The sequence below is a fragment of the Pseudomonas sp. GQ91 genome (assembly GCF_059758795.1).
The window spans coordinates 26,692-45,173 of sequence record NZ_JCAXED010000002.1 but is presented as its reverse complement, the minus strand read 5'-3'; the positions used below and the strand labels follow the sequence as shown (position 1 = coordinate 45,173).

Sequence of the window (18,482 nt, the reverse complement as noted above, 5' to 3'; positions counted from 1 at the left end):
CAACTCGGTCAAATGTGGGAGCGGGCTTGCTCGCGATGGCGGTGGGTCAAAGAGCAATGTATTGGCTGACCCACCGCCATCGCGAGCAAGCCCGCTCCCACACGGATTATTGTCAACAGGCTCAGTGTGGTTTGCAGGCCAAAAAAAGAGACCCGCAGGTCTCTTTTTTTACACGGATCAGCCTTACAGGCTGGAAATCCGCGCATGTTGCTCCGCCAGCTTGCCCAAGGCCTGTTCGGCCTCGGCCAGTTTGGCGCGCTCCTTGTCGATGACTTCGGCCGGGGCCTTGTCCACGAACGCGGCGTTGGACAGCTTGCCACCGACCCGCTGGACTTCGCCTTGCAGGCGCAGGATTTCCTTGTCCAGGCGCGCCAGCTCGGCAGCCTTGTCGATCAGCCCGGCCATCGGCACCAGCACTTCCATCTCGCCGACCAGCGCGGTCGCGGACAGCGGTGCTTCGGCATCGGTCGCCAACACGGTGATCGATTCCAGCTTGGCCAGCTTCTTCAGCAGCGCGTCGTTCTCGCTGAGGCGACGCTGGTCTTCGGCACTGGCATTTTTCACGAACACCGCCAGCGGCTTGCCCGGCCCGATGTTCATTTCGGCGCGGATGTTACGCGTGCCGAGCATCAGCGTCTTGAGCCATTCGATATCGCTCTCGGCCGCCTCATCGATGCGCGCTTCGTTGGCCACCGGCCAAGGTTGCAGCATGATGGTCTTGCCTTGGATACCGGCCAGCGGCGCCAGGCGCTGCCAGATTTCTTCGGTGATGAACGGCATGAACGGATGCGCCAGGCGCAACGCGACTTCCAGCACCCGCACCAGGGTGCGACGGGTGCCACGCTGACGCTCGATCGGTGCGTTTTCGTCCCACAGCACCGGCTTGGACAGTTCCAGGTACCAGTCGCAATACTGGTTCCAGATGAACTCGTACAAGGCCTGCGCCGCCAGGTCGAAACGGAACTGCTCGAGTTGGCGGGTGACTTCGGCTTCGGTGCGTTGCAACTGGGAGATGATCCAGCGATCGGCCAGCGACAGCTCGACGGCTTCGCCGTTCTGACCGCAGTCTTCGCCTTTATCCAGGACGTAGCGCGCAGCGTTCCAGATCTTGTTGCAGAAGTTGCGATAGCCTTCGACGCGGCCCATGTCGAACTTGATGTCGCGACCGGTGGACGCCAGCGAGCAGAACGTGAAACGCAGGGCGTCTGTGCCGTAGCTGGCGATGCCGTCGGCGAACTCGTCGCGGGTCTGTTTCTCGATCTTTTTCGCCAGTTTTGGCTGCATCAGGCCCGAGGTGCGTTTCTGCACCAGGGTTTCGAGGTCGATGCCGTCGATGATATCCAGCGGATCCAGGACGTTGCCCTTGGATTTGGACATCTTCTGGCCCTGGCCATCACGCACCAGGCCGTGCACGTACACGGTCTTGAACGGCACCTGTGGCGTGCCGTCCTCGTTCTTCACCAGGTGCATCGTCAGCATAATCATCCGGGCGACCCAGAAGAAAATGATGTCGAAGCCGGTCACCAGCACGTCGGTGGAGTGGAATTTCTTCAGGAATTCGGTCTGTTGCGGCCAGCCCAGGGTCGAGAAGGTCCACAGGCCCGAACTGAACCAGGTGTCCAGTACGTCGTTGTCCTGTTGCAGCGCGACGTCCGGGCCGAGGTTGTGCTTGGCGCGCACTTCGGCTTCGTCGCGACCGACGTAGACCTTGCCCGACTCGTCGTACCAGGCCGGAATCCGATGGCCCCACCACAGCTGACGGCTGATGCACCAATCCTGGATGTCGCGCATCCACGAGAAATACATGTTTTCGTACTGCTTTGGCACGAACTGGATGCGTCCGTCTTCCACGGCGGCAATCGCCGGCTCGGCCAGGGGCTTGGTGGAAACGTACCACTGGTCGGTCAGCCAAGGCTCGATCACGGTGCCGGAACGGTCGCCTTTCGGCACTTTCAGGTTATGGTCGTCGACGCTGACCAGCAGGCCGGCGGCGTCGAACGCGGCGACGATCTGCTTGCGCGCTGCAAAACGGTCGAGGCCGGCGAACTCAGCCGGGATCTTGCCGTCGACGCTGTCGTTCAGCGTACCGTCGAGGTTGAACACCTGGCAGGCCGGCAACACCGCGGCGTTCTTGTCGAAGATATTCAACAGCGGCAGGTTATGGCGCTTGCCGACTTCATAGTCGTTGAAATCGTGGGCCGGCGTGATTTTCACGCAACCGGTGCCGAATTCAGGATCGCAGTAGTCATCGGCGATGATCGGGATGCGACGGCCGACCAGCGGCAATTCGACGAACTTGCCGATCAGCGCCTTGTAGCGTTCGTCTTGCGGGTTCACCGCAACGGCCGAGTCGCCGAGCATGGTTTCCGGGCGCGTGGTAGCGACGATCAGGTAGTCCTTGCCTTCAGCGGTCTTGGCGCCGTCAGCCAGCGGGTACTTGAGGTTCCACAGGAAACCTTTCTCGTCGTGGTTCTCCACTTCGAGGTCGGAAATCGCCGTGTGCAACTTGGTGTCCCAGTTGACCAGGCGTTTGCCGCGGTAGATCAGGCCGTCTTCATGCAGGCGCACGAAGGCTTCTTTCACCGCTTCCGACAGGCCGTCGTCCATGGTGAAGCGCTCGCGGCTCCAGTCGACGGACGAGCCGAGGCGGCGGATCTGACGGCTGATGTTACCGCCGGACTGGTCCTTCCATTCCCAGATCTTCTCCAGGAATTTCTCGCGACCCAGGTCATGACGGCTCTGGCCGGAGGCTTCGAGTTGGCGCTCGACCAGCATCTGGGTGGCAATACCGGCGTGATCGGTGCCCGGTTGCCACAAGGTGTCGCGACCCTGCATGCGACGGAAACGGATCAGGGCGTCCATGATCGCGTTGTTGAAACCGTGACCCATGTGCAGGCTGCCGGTGACGTTCGGCGGCGGGATCATGATGGTGTAGGAGTCGCCCGCACCTTGCGGAGCAAAATAGTTCTCGGACTCCCAGGTCTGGTACCAGGAAGTTTCAATGGCGTGCGGCTGGTAGGTCTTATCCATGCGCGGCGGGACCCTAGTTGGCATTAATTCAGGAAAGCCGGCAAGTATAGCGAGGGATAGGGCCGAGGGGTAGGAGCGAGCTTGCTCGCGAAGAGCCTGAGGGCGCCGCGTTTATCCAGAATGAACGCGCCATCGTTGACGATTTTTCGCGAGCAAGCTCGCTCCTACAGAGGGGGCGTCTACGATTGGTATTGACTGAGCAACCGTTCCATCCGCGCATCCAACCGGCGTTTGATTTCGGTTTCGATATGCGGGGCAAAGTCGTCGATCACGTCTTGCATGATCAATTGCGCGGCGGCGCGCAGCTCGTTGTCCAAGTGCAACAACAGCGCGTCGGCGCTTTTTTCGGCGGCCGGTGCCGCAGGCGGTTCGACGGGCGTGTCAGCCACCTTATCGAATAGCAGAGGAATCTGTTCGTCGCCGGTGACGGTATCGGTCAACAGTGGCGGTTGCAGGTTTTCATCGCCCAGCAACTGGCGGATCGACTCAAGGTCATCCAGCAGGTGATCAGACGTTTTGATCGGGTTTGGAGTGTCCATCGTGTGCTCAAAGTCGCTGTAATCGGTGATCTTGCAAAGAATAGCCCTGTTCGCGGTAGAAACGGAAACTCTCCCGCGCGGCCTGACGAATAGCCGGATCCTCCACCACCACTTCGGCCACGCGGGCGAAACCCTTGGCGAAGGGCGGCACTTTCAGGTCGAGGTTGACCAGCAGGTCGTGATGGTCGCCACAACTGTCACCCAGGCCCAGTACCACCAGGCCGTCAGGTTCCGATTCGGCAGGGCCGTGGGGCACGAAGCTTTCACCCTTGAAGCGCCACAGGCGGGCGTCAAGGTCGTCACGCTGGGCGGCATCGCTGCAATGCAGATAGATGCGATGGCCCATGCGCCAGGCTTTTTCACTGAGTTTGCAGGCAAAGTCCAGGCGTGCCGACGGATCGGCGCTGGGCAGGATATAAAAGTCGACTTGGGTCATGACGGTTCCTGAGCCCGGCCTGCCCGCCGCCCATTAGGTGTAGGCGCGAGCTTGCTCGCGAAAATCGTCAACGAGGGCGCGTTCATTCTGGATGAACGCGGCGTTCTCGGGTTTTTCGCGAGCAAGCCCGCTCCTACAGTAGTGGGTGATGGGCGGTGAGCAATGGGCGCTATTTAAGCGTTGGCGCGATCCAGCAGGTACTGGGTCAGCAGGGGCACCGGACGGCCGGTTGCGCCTTTGTCTTTACCACCGCTGGTCCAGGCCGTGCCGGCGATATCCAGGTGGGCCCAGTTGAAGTTCTTGGCAAAGCGCGACAGGAAGCAGGCCGCCGTGATGGTGCCGGCTTTCGGGCCGCCGATGTTGGCGATGTCGGCGAACGGGCTGTCCAGCTGTTCCTGGTACTCGTCGAACAGCGGCAGTTGCCAGGCGCGGTCGTCGGCTTGCTGGCCGGCGCTGAGCAGTTGCCCGATCAACTCGTCGTTGTTACCCAGCAGGCCCGAGGTGTGGGAGCCCAGTGCCACGATGCAGGCACCGGTCAGGGTCGCGATGTCGATCACGGCCTGCGGCTTGAAGCGTTCGGCGTAAGTCAGGGCGTCGCACAGCACCAGGCGGCCTTCGGCGTCGGTGTTGAGGATTTCCACGGTCTGCCCGCTCATTGTCGTCACGATGTCGCCCGGACGCGCAGCGCCGCCGCTTGGCATGTTCTCGGCGCAGGCCAGGATGCACACCAGGTTGATCGGCAACTTGAGTTCGAGCACGGCGCGCAGGGTACCGAAGACGCTGGCGGCGCCACCCATGTCGTATTTCATCTCATCCATGCCGGCGCCCGGCTTGAGGCTGATGCCGCCGGTGTCGAACGTGATGCCTTTACCCACCAGGGCAAAGGGTTTCTCGGACTTCTTGCCGCCGTTGTACTGCATCACGATCAAACGGGGCGGCTGGTCGCTGCCCTGGCCCACGGCATAGAACGAGCCCATGCCCAGTTCCTTGATCTTTTTCTCATCCAGGACTTCGACTTTCAGACCCTTGAATTCCTTGCCCAGCGCCTTGGCTTGTTCGCCGAGGAAGGTCGGGTGGCAGATATTCGGTGGCAGGTTGCCCAAGTCGCGGGTGAACGCCATGCCGCCGGCGATTGCCTGGGCGTGGGTCACGGCGCGCTCGACTTCCGCCTGGGCGGCCTTGATGGTCAGCAGGGTGACTTTCTTCAGGGCGCGGGGTTCGGCTTTCTGGCTCTTGAACTGGTCGAAGGTGTATTCGCCATCGGCCAGGGTTTCCGCCAGCAGGCGCGTCTTGCTGTAGCTGTCACGGCCCTTGACCACGATTTCATCGAGTGCCAGCGTCGCATCGCTGCCACCCAGGCCCTTGAGGGTGCTGAGGATGCCGCTGATGATCTTGCGGAACGGCCGGTCGCCCAATTCGGCGTCCTTGCCCACGCCCACCAGCAATACGCGGTCGGCCTTGAGGTTGGGCAGGCTGTGCAGCAGCAGGCTTTGGCCGACCTTGCCGGCCAGGTCGCCACGCTTGAGCACCGCGCTGAGGGCGCCACCGCTCAGTTCGTCGACTTGTCTGGCGGCGGTACCGAGCTTGCGGCCTTCGCCGACAGCGACCACGAGGGTGGCGGTTTTCAACGTTTCGGGGCTAACGCTTTTTACAACCAATTCCATTTTCGGGTCCCTTATATAAGGTCAAAGAGCCGGGCGTCTGTACGCCGGCTTGTAAGCAAAGCCACCTGTGGGCAGCCCGCGACAAAGGCCGCAGTTTGAACCCCGCCGCCCGAGCCTGACAACCCTTGCCGGCAGCTTTGTACACGCGTATGAGCAAGCTCCGTGACAGGCGCGCCCAATCACAGGATAATGCGCCATCTTTTTAGTCGACCCCTGCAATAGGTTCGGCTTGATCTGCTTGCTTGTTTGGCCACTTTAGCCTGACAACCCTGGAGTGTCTGGTTTGATTGTCTTCCGTTATCTGTCCCGCGAAGTCCTGCTGACCCTGAGTGCCGTGAGCGCGGTATTGCTGGTCATCATCATGAGTGGTCGTTTCGTCAAATACCTCGCCCAGGCCGCCTCCGGTGCCCTGGATCCGGGATCGCTGTTCCTGATCATGGGTTTCCGCCTGCCGGGATTCCTGCAACTGATCCTGCCGCTGGGCCTGTTTCTCGGGATTTTGCTGGCGTATGGGCGGCTGTACCTTGAAAGCGAGATGACCGTGCTGTCGGCCACCGGCATGAGCCAGCAACGATTGCTGGGCATGACCATGATTCCGGCCGCGGGCGTCGCCTTGCTGGTGGCGTGGTTGAGCTTGGGCCTGGCGCCCCAGGGCGCCATGCAGTTTCAACTGGTGCTCAACAAACAGGACGCGATGACCGAGTTCGATACCCTCGAGCCGGGCCGCTTCCAGGCGCTCAACGACGGCACGCGGGTGACGTACACCGAACAGCTGTCGGATGACCGGGCCAACCTGAGCGGCGTGTTCATTTCCGAGAAACGCCTGGGCCAGGACAAGAAAGACCGAGGCATTTCGGTGCTGGTGGCCGACGGTGGTCGTCAGGAGGTGCGCGCGGACGGTACGCGTTACCTGATCCTGGAAAACGGCTATCGCTACGACGGCAGTCCCGGCCAGGCAGACTATCGAGCCATCAAATACGACACCTATGGGGTGATGCTGCAGCGCCCGGAGGTCAGCAATGAAGTCACCGACCGTGACGCCATTCCGACCATGGACCTGTTCGGCAGCAAGGAATTACGCTCCATCGCCGAACTGCAGTGGCGACTCTCGCTGCCGCTGCTGGTATTTATCGTCACGCTGATGGCGGTTCCGCTGTCCCGCGTCAATCCGCGCCAAGGGCGGTTCCTCAAGTTGCTGCCGGCGATCCTGCTGTATATGGCCTACCTGACCATCCTGATTTCGGCGCGGGGCTCCCTCGAAAAAGGCAAGATCTCGCCAATCCTGGGGTTGTGGTGGGTTCACGCTATCTTCCTGATGATTGGCCTGGGCCTGCTTTACTGGGAACCGATTCGCTTGAAAATGCAGAGCCGTCGCGGCACGAAGGAGCTGGCTCGTGGGTAAGTTGGATCGCTACATCGGTAGCAGCGTACTGATCGCCATTCTGGCGGTGTTGGGCATTATCCTGGGCCTGGCCTCGTTGTTTGCGTTTATTGATGAGGTGGGCAACGTCAGCAACACCTACACGGTGACCGACGTCCTGAGTTATGTGGCGCTGACGGCGCCGCGTCGCCTCTACGACATGATGCCGATGGCGGCGCTGATCGGTTGCCTGATCGGTCTGGGAAGCCTGGCCAGCAACAGCGAGCTGACCATCATGCGCGCGGCGGGTGTTTCCATTGGCCGCATCGTCTGGGCGGTGATGAAGCCCATGCTGCTGCTGATGGCCGCCAGTGTGCTGATCGGTGAGTACGTGGCGCCACCGGCCGAAACCACGGCCCAGGCCAATCGTGCGCTGGCCCAGGGTTCCGGCGACGCGCAGAGTTCGCGGCATGGCCTGTGGCACCGCCAGGGCGATGAGTTTATCCACATCAACGCGGTGCAACCGGGCGGCCTGTTGATCGGTGTCACCCGTTATCGTTTCGATAAAGAGCGGCACATGTTGTCTTCCAGCTTCGCCAAGCGTGCGCAGTTTACGGACAATCAGTGGCAGTTGAGCGAGGTCACCACCACGCACTTCCACAACCCGGGCAAAGGCACCGAGGCGAGCACCGAGGTGATCAATGAGCCCACGCAAACCTGGGACATTGCCCTCAAGCCCGAGCTGCTGAACACCGTGGTGATGATCCCGGAAAGCCTGCCGATCTCCGGTTTGTGGAGCTACATCCACTATCTCAAGGACCAGGGCCTGAACAACGGTCGCTATTGGCTGGCCTTCTGGGTCAAGTTGTTGCAGCCGGTGGTGACGGCCGCGCTGGTGCTGATGGCGATTTCGTTCATTTTCGGACCGTTGCGTTCGGTGACCCTGGGACAGCGGGTATTTACCGGCGTGTTGGTGGGGTTCACCTTCCGCATCGCTCAGGACCTGCTGGGACCGTCGAGCCTGGTGTTCGGTTTCTCGCCGCTGTTTGCCGTGCTGGTGCCGACCGCTATCTGCGCGCTGGCCGGGTTCTGGCTGTTGCGTCGAGCCGGTTGAGCCGCAGCCTGTGAACAAAAAGTGCCCCGTTCGCCAGATCGGGGCATTTTTGTTATTGGTCGGCAAGGATGACGTCTGGCCCGAGCATCAGGTACAATTCCCGGCTATTTTTCAGCGGGCAGTCTGCCTGCAGCCTTTTTGAGTGTTGACCCGTGAGTGATTTGAGTCATATCCGCAATTTCTCCATCATCGCCCACATTGACCATGGCAAGTCGACGCTGGCCGATCGGTTCATCCAGATGTGCGGCGGCCTTGCCGCGCGTGAAATGGAAGCCCAGGTGCTGGACTCCATGGACCTCGAGCGCGAACGCGGGATCACCATCAAGGCCCACAGCGTTACCCTGTACTACACCGCCAAAGACGGTATCAAGTACCAACTGAACTTCATTGACACCCCCGGCCACGTTGACTTCACCTACGAAGTCAGCCGCTCGTTGGCGGCCTGTGAAGGTGCGTTGCTGGTGGTGGACGCGGGGCAGGGCGTTGAAGCCCAGTCCGTGGCCAACTGCTACACCGCGATCGAGCAAGGCCTGGAGGTCATGCCGGTGCTGAACAAGATCGACCTGCCGCAGGCCGATCCGGACCGTGTCAAAGAAGAAATCGAGAAAATCATCGGGATTGACGCCACCGACGCCGTCGAGTGCAGCGCCAAGACCGGCCTGGGCGTCGACGAAGTCCTCGAGCGCCTGGTGAAAACCATTCCCGCGCCCACCGGCAATATCGAAGATCCGCTGCAAGCGTTGATCATCGACTCCTGGTTCGACAACTACCTGGGCGTTGTGTCCCTGGTCCGCGTGCGCCATGGCCGGGTGAAAAAGGGCGACAAGATCCTGGTCAAGTCCACCGGCAAGATTCACCTGGTGGACAGCGTTGGCGTGTTCAACCCCAAGCACACCGCCACCACCGACCTGAAAGCCGGCGAAGTAGGCTTCATCATCGCCGGTATCAAGGACATTCACGGTGCTCCGGTGGGCGACACCCTGACGTTGAGTTCGACGCCTGACGTCGACGTGCTGCCGGGCTTCAAGCGCATCCAGCCGCAGGTGTATGCCGGCCTGTTCCCGGTCAGCTCCGACGACTTCGAAGACTTCCGCGAAGCCCTGCAAAAGCTCACCCTCAATGACTCGTCGTTGCAGTACACCCCGGAAAGTTCCGACGCGCTGGGCTTCGGCTTCCGTTGCGGGTTCCTCGGCATGCTGCACATGGAGATCATCCAGGAGCGCCTCGAGCGCGAATACGACCTGGACCTGATCACCACCGCGCCAACGGTTATTTTCGAGCTGGCGCTGAAAACCGGTGAAACGATTTACGTCGACAACCCGTCCAAGCTTCCGGACCTGTCTTCCATCGAAGACATGCGCGAACCGATCGTGCGGGCCAATATTCTTGTGCCGCAAGAGCACTTGGGTAACGTCATTACCCTGTGTATCGAAAAGCGTGGCGTGCAGCACGACATGCTGTTCCTCGGTACCCAGGTGCAAGTGACCTACGATTTGCCGATGAACGAGGTGGTCCTGGACTTCTTCGACCGTCTCAAATCCACCAGTCGCGGCTATGCTTCGCTGGACTACCATTTCGACCGTTATCAATCGGCCAATCTGGTGAAGTTGGATGTGTTGATCAACGGTGACAAGGTCGACGCTCTGGCGCTGATCGTGCACAAGGACAACGCGCACTACAAAGGTCGCCAGTTGACCGAGAAAATGAAGGAACTGATTCCGCGCCAGATGTTCGACGTCGCGATCCAGGCCGCCATTGGCGGGCAGATCATTGCGCGGACCTCCGTCAAGGCACTCAGAAAGAACGTACTGGCCAAATGCTACGGTGGCGACGTCAGCCGTAAGCGCAAGCTGCTTGAGAAGCAAAAGGCCGGTAAAAAACGCATGAAGCAAGTGGGCAACGTGGAAATTCCACAAGAAGCCTTCCTTGCGGTGCTCAGGTTGGATAGTTAGGTCCTATGTCACTAAATTTCCCGCTGTTGCTGGTCATCGCCGTTGCCGTCTGCGGTTTTCTGGCGTTGCTTGATCTGGTGTTCTTCGCTCCGCGTCGACGCACGGCGATTGCGTCCTATCAGGGCAGCGTCAGCCAGCCTGATGTGGCCGTGATCGAGAAACTGAACAAGGAACCGCTGCTGGTTGAATACGGCAAGTCGTTTTTCCCGGTTCTGTTTATCGTGCTGGTGCTGCGTTCGTTCCTGGTAGAGCCGTTCCAGATTCCTTCGGGATCGATGAAGCCGACCCTGGATGTGGGCGACTTCATCCTGGTGAACAAGTTTTCCTACGGGATTCGCTTGCCGGTGATCGACAAGAAAATCATCGAAGTCGGTGATCCGCAGCGCGGCGATGTGATGGTGTTCCGCTACCCGAGCGATCCGAGCGTCAACTACATCAAGCGTGTAGTCGGCCTGCCGGGTGACGTGATTCGTTACACCAGCGACAAGCGGCTGTTCGTCAACGGCGAATCAGTGGCGGAAAAACTGCTGGGTTCCGAACCCAACACCCTGGGCAGCGCCGAGCTGTATCAGGAGAAACTCGGAGCGGTGGAGCATGAAATCCGCAAGGAAATGAGCCGCTACCGTTCGCCGCCCGATAACCAGTGGACGGTGCCCGCCGGGCATTACTTCATGATGGGCGACAACCGCGACAACTCCAATGACAGCCGCTACTGGGATGATCCGAACATTCCCAAGGAACTGCTGGGCATGGTCCCCGACAAAAATATCGTCGGCAAGGCCTTCGCGGTCTGGATGAGCTGGCCGGAACCCAAGCTCAGCCACCTGCCGAACTTCTCGCGGGTCGGGTTGATCAAGTAATCCATGCGGCGCTGTGAACACAGCGCCGAATGCTTTTCTGGGACCCGGACAATTGTCCGGTCTCGAGCAATACGCAGCATTGCCAGGATTTGAATTTGAACACAGCGTTAATCGTCGATGGCCTTTGGCGCCACGTACTGAAAGTGGGTAAACCGTGAGCGTTTCTTTAAGTCGTCTAGAGCGTCAGCTCGGATACACCTTCAAGGACCAGGAATTGATGGTCCTTGCCCTGACACACCGCAGTTTTGCCGGGCGCAACAATGAGCGTCTGGAGTTTCTCGGTGATGCCATCCTCAACTTTGTCGCCGGTGAAGCCCTGTTCGATCGCTTCCCGCTGGCCCGTGAAGGCCAGTTGTCGCGCCTGCGCGCGCGGCTGGTGAAAGGCGAGACCCTGGCGGTACTGGCTCGCGGTTTCGGCCTGGGTGAATACCTGCGCCTGGGATCGGGTGAACTGAAAAGCGGGGGCTTTCGCCGCGAATCGATTCTGGCGGACGCCCTTGAAGCGCTGATCGGCGCCATTTACCTCGATGCCGGGATGGACGTGGCCAAGGAGCGCGTGCTGGCCTGGCTGGCCTCGGAGTTCGAAGGCCTGACGCTGGTGGACACCAATAAAGACCCCAAGACCCGCCTGCAGGAATTCCTGCAGTCCCGTGGGTGTGACCTGCCACGTTACGAAGTGGTGGATATCCAGGGTGAGCCGCATTGCCGAGTGTTCTTCGTCGAATGTGAAATCACCTTATTGAATGAAAAAAGCCGAGGTCAGGGTGTGAGCCGTCGTATTGCCGAACAGGTAGCGGCCGCCGCAGCACTGATTGCCCTGGGCGTGGAGAATGGCCATGACTGATTCAACCGCAACTCGCTGTGGCTATGTTGCCATCGTCGGCCGTCCCAACGTGGGCAAGTCCACGCTGCTGAACCATATCCTGGGGCAGAAGCTGGCGATCACCTCGCGCAAGCCACAGACCACCCGTCACAACATGCTGGGAATCAAGACCGAAGGCCACGTCCAGGCGGTCTATGTGGATACCCCGGGCATGCACAAGGACGGCGAGAAAGCCCTGAACCGCTACATGAACAAGACCGCTTCGGCAGCGTTGAAAGACGTCGACGTGGTGATTTTTGTGGTCGACCGCACCAAGTGGACCGACGAAGACCAGATGGTCCTCGAGCGTGTGCAGTACGTCACCGGCCCGTTGATCGTGGCGCTGAACAAGACCGACCGGATTGAAGACAAAGCCGAGCTGATGCCGCACCTGAGCTGGTTGCAGGCGCAGTTGCCGAACGCGCAGATCATGCCGATCTCGGCGCAGCACGGGCACAACCTGGATGCGCTGGAGCGGGTGATCGCCGATTACCTGCCGGAGAACGAGCACTTCTTCCCCGAAGACCAGATCACCGATCGCAGCAGCCGTTTCCTGGCCGCCGAACTGGTGCGCGAGAAAATCATGCGCCAGATGGGGGCCGAGCTGCCGTACCAGATCACTGTCGAAATCGAAGAGTTCAAGCAACAGGGGAAAACCCTGCACATCCATGCGCTGATTCTCGTCGAACGTGACGGCCAGAAGAAAATCATCATTGGCGACAAGGGCGAGCGCATCAAGCGTATCGGCACCGAAGCGCGCAAGGACATGGAAGTGTTGTTCGACTCCAAGGTCATGCTCAACCTGTGGGTCAAGGTCAAGGGCGGCTGGTCCGACGATGAGCGTGCATTGCGCTCCCTGGGCTACGGCGACCTCTGAAGCGCCGCCCCCCCCCTGTAGGAGCGAGCTTGCTCGCGAAGAACCTGAGAACGACGCGTTTAATCAGAATAATCGCGTCATCGTTAACGTTCTTCGCGAGCAAGCTCGCTCCTACAGTAATCACGTCGCTTTGAAGACCCTGTTCCCTCAGCGAGCTCTCTATGTCCCCATCCCCGCCCCCCAGCCAACCCGCCTACGTCCTGCACAGCCGCGCCTATCGCGAGAGCAGCGCGTTGGTGGATTTCCTCACGCCCCAAGGCCGTCTGCGCGCGGTATTGCGCAGTGCGCGGGGCAAGGCGGGGACGCTGGCGCGGCCCTTTGTAGCGCTGGATGTGGAGTTTCGGGGCAAGGGCGAACTGAAAAATGTTGGCCGCCTGGAAAGTGTCGGCACTTCCAGCTGGCTTAACGGCGAGGCGCTGTTCAGTGGCCTCTACCTCAATGAATTGCTGATCCGCCTGCTGCCCGCCGAAGACCCGCACCCGGCGGTTTTCGATCACTACGCCGCGACCCTGCTAGCCCTCGCTGAAGGCCGTGCGCTGGAACCGCTGCTGCGTGCTTTCGAGTGGCGCCTGCTGGACGACCTGGGCTACGGTTTTGAACTCAGCAATGATCTGCACGGCGAGCCCATCGCCGCCGACGGCATGTACCGTCTGCAAGTGGACGCGGGTCTGGAACGGGTTTACCTGCTGCAACCGGGGTTGTTCCAGGGCGCCGAGTTGCTGGCCATGAGTGAGGCCGACTGGAGCGCTCCCGGCGCCTTGTCCGCCGCCAAGCGCCTGATGCGCCAAGCGCTGGCCGTACACTTGGGCGGTCGGCCGCTGGTCAGTCGCGAGTTGTTTCGAAAGCCCTGACATCCCCGTGTATGCTGTGCAGCGTTTCTTTCCCTATTCAGGAGCGCTTCCGTGACCACCAGCAATCGCATTCTTCTCGGCGTCAACATCGACCACGTCGCTACCCTGCGTCAGGCCCGGGGCACCCGTTACCCTGATCCGGTCAAGGCCGCGCTGGACGCCGAAGAAGCGGGCGCCGACGGCATCACCGTGCACCTGCGCGAAGACCGCCGGCACATCCAGGAGCGCGATGTGCTGCTGCTCAAGGATGTGCTGCAGACCCGCATGAACTTCGAAATGGGCGTCACCGAAGCAATGATGGCGTTTGCCGAGCGCATTCGCCCGGCGCATATCTGCCTGGTGCCGGAAACCCGTCAGGAACTGACTACCGAAGGCGGCCTGGATGTGGCCGGGCAGGAAGCGCGGATCAAAGCCGCGGTGCAACGCCTGTCGCAGCTCGGCAGTGAGGTATCGCTGTTTATCGACGCCGATGAGCGGCAGATCGAAGCTTCCCGTCGTGTCGGTGCGCCGGCCATTGAATTGCATACCGGCCGCTACGCCGACGCGACCACGCCAACCGACGTTGCCGATGAGTTGCAGCGCATCGTCGACGGCGTGGCCTGCGGTTTGCGCGAAGGCTTGATCGTCAACGCCGGACACGGCCTGCATTACCACAACGTCGAAGCCGTGGCTGCGATCAAGGGCATCAACGAGCTGAACATCGGCCACGCCCTGGTGGCCCACGCGCTGTTCGTCGGCTTCAAGGGTGCGGTTGCCGAGATGAAGGCGTTGATCCAGGCCGCCGCCAGAGGCTAAACACAGCCTAAAAACACTGAAGATCAAAAATGTGGGAGCGGGCTTGCTCGCGATCGCGGTGAATCAGTCGATGTATTCGGTGACTGACACTCCGCGATCGCGAGCAAGCCCGCTCCCACATTTGATCTTCATTGGCCGCTACCATTTCGCCATGCGGCAATGCGAAGCCTTACTGTTTAGGCGGTGCAGGTGTATCGTATCTGCCCTTTGCAGGCTCCTGGCCCGCGGCAGATACGTGAGGTAGTTGTGTCCCGATCCTTTTCCCGTCGACAAATCCTGGGTGGTCTTGCAGGCCTGGCCGTAGTGGGCGTCGGTGCTGGTGGCGCCTACCGCTACTGGCTGGGGAAAGTCGCCGAGGCCGAGGCTGGACACGATTACGAACTGATCGCTGCGCCCTTGGACGTGGAACTGGTACCCGGACACAAGACCCCAGCCTGGGCGTTTGGCCCTTCGGCACCCGGCACTGAATTGCGCGTACGCCAGGGTGAATGGCTGCGGGTGCGATTCATCAACCATTTGCCGGTCGCCACCACCATCCACTGGCATGGCATCCGCCTGCCGCTGGAAATGGACGGCGTGCCCTACGTCTCGCAATTGCCGGTGCTGCCCGGTGAATACTTCGACTACAAGTTCCGCGTGCCGGATGCCGGCAGCTACTGGTACCACCCTCACGTCAGCAGCAGCGAAGAATTGGGCCGTGGCCTGGTCGGCCCGCTGATTGTCGAAGAGCGCGAGCCCACCGGCTTCAAATACGAACGTACGTTGAGCCTGAAAAACTGGCATATCGATGAAGAGGGCGCCTTTGTCGATTTCAGCATCCCGCGCGAAGCGGCCCGTGGCGGCACCGCCGGGCGCTTGTCGAGCATCAACGGCGTGCCCCAGGCGGTGATCGACTTGCCGGCCGGGCAAATCACCCGGGTGCGCCTGCTCAACCTCGACAACACCCTGACCTATCGCCTGAATATTCCCGGTATCGAAGCGCAGATCTATGCGCTGGACGGCAATCCCATTCAGCCACGTCCGTTGGGCAAGGACTACTGGCTGGGGCCGGGGATGCGTATTTGCCTGGCGGTCAAGGCCCCGCCGGCCGGCGAAGAACTCTCGATCCGCAACGGTCCGGTACGCCTGGGCACGTTCCGTTCGGTGGCCAATACCGACGCACCCACCGAATGGCCGCCCGCGCTGCCGGCCAACCCGATTGCCGAGCCGGACCTGGCCAACGCCGAGAAACTCAACTTCAATTTCGAGTGGGTGGGCGCGGTCTCGGTCAACGTCGACAATGGCAAGCCGCCAAGCCTGTGGCAGATCAACGGCCAAGCCTGGGATATCACCGACAAGACCTGCGCCGACCGTCCGATTGCCAAGCTCGAACTGGGCAAGAGTTACATTTTCGAATTGAAGAACATGACGCAGTACCAGCACCCGATCCACCTGCATGGCATGAGTTTCAAGGTGATCGCTTCGAACCGGCACAAGGTCACGCCGTACTTCACCGACACTTATCTGTTGGGCAAGAACGAGCGGGCCCGTGTGGCGCTGGTGGCGGATAATCCCGGGGTGTGGATGTTCCATTGCCATGTGATCGACCACATGGAAACCGGCCTGATGGCCGCCATCGAGGTAGCGTGATGCGCCAGATTCGCCCGACGGCGATCATTGATCGCAGCCGTGACCAGGACTTTATGCGCGAAGCCCTGGCGCTCGCCGCCCAAGGCGCGGCGCTGGGTGAGGTGCCGGTCGGTGCGGTGCTGGTGCAGGACGGTGAAATCATCGGCCGGGGCTTCAACTGCCCGATCAGCGGCAACGATCCGAGCGCCCATGCCGAGATGGTCGCCATCCGCGCCGCGGCCCAGGCGGTCAGCAATTACCGCCTGCCGGGCAGCACCCTTTACGTGACCCTCGAGCCGTGCAGCATGTGCGCCGGGTTGATCGTCCACTCGCGGATTGCCCGGGTGGTCTACGGTGCGCTGGAGCCCAAGGCCGGGATTGTGCAAAGCCAGGGGCAGTTTTTTACCCAGGGCTTTCTCAATCATCGGGTGCTGTTTGAAGGCGGGGTGCTGGCCGAGGAATGCGGCACTGTTCTAAGTGAGTTCTTCAAGGCGCGCCGAGCAAAACCCCCACTCTAAATAGGCGCAAATGTGGGAGGGGGCTTGCTCCCGATAGCGGCGGGTCAGCTACAGATAAGCTGACTGATACACAGCTATCGGGAGCAAGCCCCTCCCACATTTTTGATCTCTATTTGGCAGGAGGCGTGAAGGTTACTTCTTGGCGATAATCACCGCGCGCATTGGCGCGGGTAGCCCTTCAATGGTCTTGCTGTGGTCTTCAGGGTCGAGGAAGTCGCTGAGTGACTGATACTTCATCCACTCCGTGCCGCGCTGTTCCTCGACCGTGGTCACGCTGACGTCCACGCAACGCACGTCACTGAACCCGGCGCGCCGCAGCCACAGCATCAACGCCGGCACCGATGGCAGGAACCACACGTTACGCATCTGCGCGTAGCGGTCTTCCGGTACCAACACTTGCTGTTGATCGCCTTCGACCACCAGCGTCTCCAGGACCAGTTCGCCGCCCTTGACCAGACAATCCTTGAGCGCCAGCAGATGCTCGATGGGCGAGCGACGGTGGTAGAACACGCCCATGGAAAACACCGTGTCGAAGCCTTCCATGTTGGGCGGCAGGTCTTCAAATGGAAAGGGCAAGTGCCAGGCATTCGGTGCTGACAGATAACGCTGCACCGCCTGGAACTGGCAGAAAAACAGCCAGTTCGGGTCGACACCGATCACGCTGTCGGCGCCGGCGCCGAGCATGCGCCACATGTAATAACCGTTGCCGCAACCGACATCGAGGATGCGCTTGCCCTTGAGGTCCAGGTGCGGCGCGACCCGCGACCATTTCCAGTCCGAGCGCCATTCGGTGTCCACATGCACGCCGAACAGGTCGAACGGGCCTTTGCGCCACGGGCTCAGGCCCATCAGCGCGCTGCGCATCTGCACGCGGGTTGCGTCGTCGCAATCGGTGTCCAGCAGCAGGCCATTGAGCAGGTCGATTTGGCTCGGCATGAGGGCGGGCAAGGCATCCAGCGCACTCTGCCAGCGTTCCAGGTCGCCATGACCTTTTTCCATCTTCGCATCGAGTTGTGCTTGCAGGCCTTGGGCCCAGACAGCCAGGGGAGTTCCGACCAGATGCCGGGCGAGGGGAGACAAATCAATCATGGCAGGGCAATCAACGAGGCAAAGTTAAGACACTGGAACCACGGCACGACGCTCGAAAAACCGGCCGCCAGCAGGCGTTCGCGGTGTTCTTCGAGGCTGTCGGGCTTCATGACGTTTTCGATGGCGCTGCGTTTCTGGGCGATTTCCAGTTCGCTGTAGCCGTTGGCGCGCTTGAACGCGATGTGCAGGTCGTTGAGCAGGGCGTGCTCTTCGGGGTCGTTGAAGCGCAGCTTTTCAGAAAGGATCAACGCGCCACCCGGCAGCAGCGATTGGCGAATCCGCCCGAGCAGCGTCAGGCGCTCCTCGGGAGCGATGAATTGCAGGGTGAAGTTCAGCGCTACCACCGAGGCCGGCTGAAATTGCAGCGCGAGGATATCGCCCTCAATCACCTCCACCGGCAGCAACTCCTGGAACATTGAGTCCTGGCCGTTGAGGTACTCCCGGCAGCGCTCGACCATCGCCGCCGAGTTATCCACCGCGATCACCCGGCAACCGTCGGTACGCACATGGCGGCGCAACGCCTGCGTCACCGCGCCGAGGGACGAACCGAGGTCGTAGAGCACGCTGTTGGGCTGTGCAAACTGCGCGGCAAGTACGCCAAGGTTCTCGACAATGGTCGGGTAGCCCGGCACCGAGCGCTTGATCATGTCCGGGAACACCCGCACCACGTCCTCGTTGAAGGCGAAGTCCGGCACCTTGGGCAAGGGCTGGGCGAATAGGCGGTCGGATTCTTTGCTCACGGTGGTTCCGGCGACGAAAAGGGGAAAGGCCGGCATTTTAGCCAAGTTGGCCTTCGGATGCGCGGATTGTCTGTGTTGAGAAGATAAGCACTCACACACAACAACCACCTGTGGCGAGGAAGCTTGCCCTGTGGCGAGGGGGCTTGTCCCCCGTTGGGCGGCGAAGCCGCCCCAGAAAGAGCTCCGT

At 60.9% G+C, this 18,482-nt stretch carries 16 protein-coding genes; 10 read left to right on the top strand and 6 right to left on the bottom strand.

Features of this window, described 5'->3' with window-relative positions:
- Nucleotides 1-183 precede the first annotated feature (183 nt).
- From AC6CIA_RS02350 to AC6CIA_RS02335, 4 genes are all read right to left on the bottom strand, one after another.
- A complete protein-coding gene (locus AC6CIA_RS02350) occupies nt 184-3,030 on the bottom strand; it encodes a valine--tRNA ligase (protein WP_498310458.1) in 2,847 nt (948 codons plus the stop codon).
- 179 nt (nt 3,031-3,209) lie between these two features.
- Nucleotides 3,210-3,569: a DNA polymerase III subunit chi gene (locus AC6CIA_RS02345; protein WP_498310457.1), complete on the bottom strand. Its 360-nt coding sequence runs from the start codon at nt 3,567-3,569 to the stop codon at nt 3,210-3,212.
- A gap of 7 nt (nt 3,570-3,576) precedes the next feature.
- Nucleotides 3,577-4,005, bottom strand: coding sequence for a DNA polymerase III subunit chi (locus AC6CIA_RS02340; protein WP_084376184.1), 429 nt, complete (start codon nt 4,003-4,005; stop codon nt 3,577-3,579).
- 173 nt (nt 4,006-4,178) lie between these two features.
- Nucleotides 4,179-5,669 carry a leucyl aminopeptidase gene (locus AC6CIA_RS02335; RefSeq protein WP_498310456.1) on the bottom strand — a complete coding sequence of 497 codons (1,491 nt, stop codon included), beginning with the start codon at nt 5,667-5,669 and terminating at the stop codon, nt 4,179-4,181.
- A gap of 283 nt (nt 5,670-5,952) precedes the next feature.
- Here AC6CIA_RS02335 and lptF point away from each other — a divergent pair, with 283 nt between their 5' ends.
- The 10 genes from lptF to tadA all read left to right on the top strand — a co-directional run bounded on the left by lptF (nt 5,953) and on the right by tadA (nt 16,466).
- The gene (lptF, locus tag AC6CIA_RS02330; protein WP_339528808.1) at nt 5,953-7,071 is read left to right on the top strand and encodes an LPS export ABC transporter permease LptF; all 1,119 of its coding nucleotides are present in this window, start codon (nt 5,953-5,955) and stop codon (nt 7,069-7,071) included.
- Nucleotides 7,064-8,143, top strand: a complete 1,080-nt coding sequence (lptG, locus tag AC6CIA_RS02325) for an LPS export ABC transporter permease LptG (protein WP_498310454.1) — start codon at nt 7,064-7,066, stop codon at nt 8,141-8,143. The genes lptF and lptG overlap by 8 nt, the downstream gene beginning before the upstream one ends.
- A gap of 152 nt (nt 8,144-8,295) precedes the next feature.
- Nucleotides 8,296-10,095 (top strand): translation elongation factor 4, encoded by a 1,800-nt coding sequence (gene lepA / locus AC6CIA_RS02320; protein ID WP_498310453.1) that lies wholly within the window; start codon nt 8,296-8,298, stop codon nt 10,093-10,095.
- Nucleotides 10,096-10,100: 5 nt separating this feature from the next.
- The gene (lepB, locus tag AC6CIA_RS02315; protein ID WP_339528805.1) at nt 10,101-10,955 is read left to right on the top strand and encodes a signal peptidase I; all 855 of its coding nucleotides are present in this window, start codon (nt 10,101-10,103) and stop codon (nt 10,953-10,955) included.
- 154 nt (nt 10,956-11,109) lie between these two features.
- A complete protein-coding gene (rnc, locus tag AC6CIA_RS02310) occupies nt 11,110-11,799 on the top strand; it encodes a ribonuclease III (protein WP_084376178.1) in 690 nt (229 codons plus the stop codon).
- Complete coding sequence (gene era / locus AC6CIA_RS02305) at nt 11,792-12,694, top strand: GTPase Era (protein WP_084376177.1); 903 nt, start codon at nt 11,792-11,794, stop codon at nt 12,692-12,694. Before rnc ends, era begins: the two co-directional genes overlap by 8 nt.
- 161 nt (nt 12,695-12,855) lie before the next feature.
- Nucleotides 12,856-13,545 (top strand): DNA repair protein RecO, encoded by a 690-nt coding sequence (gene recO / locus AC6CIA_RS02300; protein WP_498310452.1) that lies wholly within the window; start codon nt 12,856-12,858, stop codon nt 13,543-13,545.
- A gap of 51 nt (nt 13,546-13,596) precedes the next feature.
- Entirely contained in the window at nt 13,597-14,340 is a 744-nt protein-coding gene (pdxJ, locus tag AC6CIA_RS02295; protein WP_498310451.1) for a pyridoxine 5'-phosphate synthase, read from the top strand.
- Nucleotides 14,341-14,586: 246 nt separating this feature from the next.
- Nucleotides 14,587-15,969: a multicopper oxidase family protein gene (locus AC6CIA_RS02290; protein ID WP_498310450.1), complete on the top strand. Its 1,383-nt coding sequence runs from the start codon at nt 14,587-14,589 to the stop codon at nt 15,967-15,969.
- Nucleotides 15,969-16,466, top strand: a complete 498-nt coding sequence (tadA, locus tag AC6CIA_RS02285) for a tRNA adenosine(34) deaminase TadA (protein ID WP_498310448.1) — start codon at nt 15,969-15,971, stop codon at nt 16,464-16,466. Before AC6CIA_RS02290 ends, tadA begins: the two co-directional genes overlap by 1 nt.
- A gap of 132 nt (nt 16,467-16,598) precedes the next feature.
- On the opposite strand, the gene cmoB is transcribed toward tadA, so the two are convergent.
- Together cmoB and cmoA are read right to left on the bottom strand one after the other, a co-directional pair.
- Entirely contained in the window at nt 16,599-17,555 is a 957-nt protein-coding gene (gene cmoB / locus AC6CIA_RS02280; protein WP_498310447.1) for a tRNA 5-methoxyuridine(34)/uridine 5-oxyacetic acid(34) synthase CmoB, read from the bottom strand.
- Nucleotides 17,552-18,331: a carboxy-S-adenosyl-L-methionine synthase CmoA gene (gene cmoA, locus AC6CIA_RS02275; RefSeq protein ID WP_498310835.1), complete on the bottom strand. Its 780-nt coding sequence runs from the start codon at nt 18,329-18,331 to the stop codon at nt 17,552-17,554. The genes cmoB and cmoA overlap by 4 nt, the downstream gene beginning before the upstream one ends.
- Between the last annotated feature and the right edge of the window lie 151 nt (nt 18,332-18,482).

Excerpts from the sequence above, each read along its gene's own strand:
- AC6CIA_RS02350 (WP_498310458.1), bottom strand. The coding sequence starts at position 3,030 with ATGGATAAGACCTACCAGCCGCACGCCATTGAAACTTCCTGGTACCAG.
- AC6CIA_RS02345 (WP_498310457.1), bottom strand. The coding sequence starts at position 3,569 with ATGGACACTCCAAACCCGATCAAAACGTCTGATCACCTGCTGGATGAC.
- AC6CIA_RS02340 (WP_084376184.1), bottom strand. The coding sequence starts at position 4,005 with ATGACCCAAGTCGACTTTTATATCCTGCCCAGCGCCGATCCGTCGGCA.
- AC6CIA_RS02335 (WP_498310456.1), bottom strand. The coding sequence starts at position 5,669 with ATGGAATTGGTTGTAAAAAGCGTTAGCCCCGAAACGTTGAAAACCGCC.
- lepB (WP_339528805.1), top strand. The coding sequence starts at position 10,101 with ATGTCACTAAATTTCCCGCTGTTGCTGGTCATCGCCGTTGCCGTCTGC.
- era (WP_084376177.1), top strand. The coding sequence starts at position 11,792 with ATGACTGATTCAACCGCAACTCGCTGTGGCTATGTTGCCATCGTCGGC.
- recO (WP_498310452.1), top strand. The coding sequence starts at position 12,856 with ATGTCCCCATCCCCGCCCCCCAGCCAACCCGCCTACGTCCTGCACAGC.
- tadA (WP_498310448.1), top strand. The coding sequence starts at position 15,969 with ATGCGCCAGATTCGCCCGACGGCGATCATTGATCGCAGCCGTGACCAG.
- cmoB (WP_498310447.1), bottom strand. The coding sequence starts at position 17,555 with ATGATTGATTTGTCTCCCCTCGCCCGGCATCTGGTCGGAACTCCCCTG.
- cmoA (WP_498310835.1), bottom strand. The coding sequence starts at position 18,331 with ATGCCGGCCTTTCCCCTTTTCGTCGCCGGAACCACCGTGAGCAAAGAA.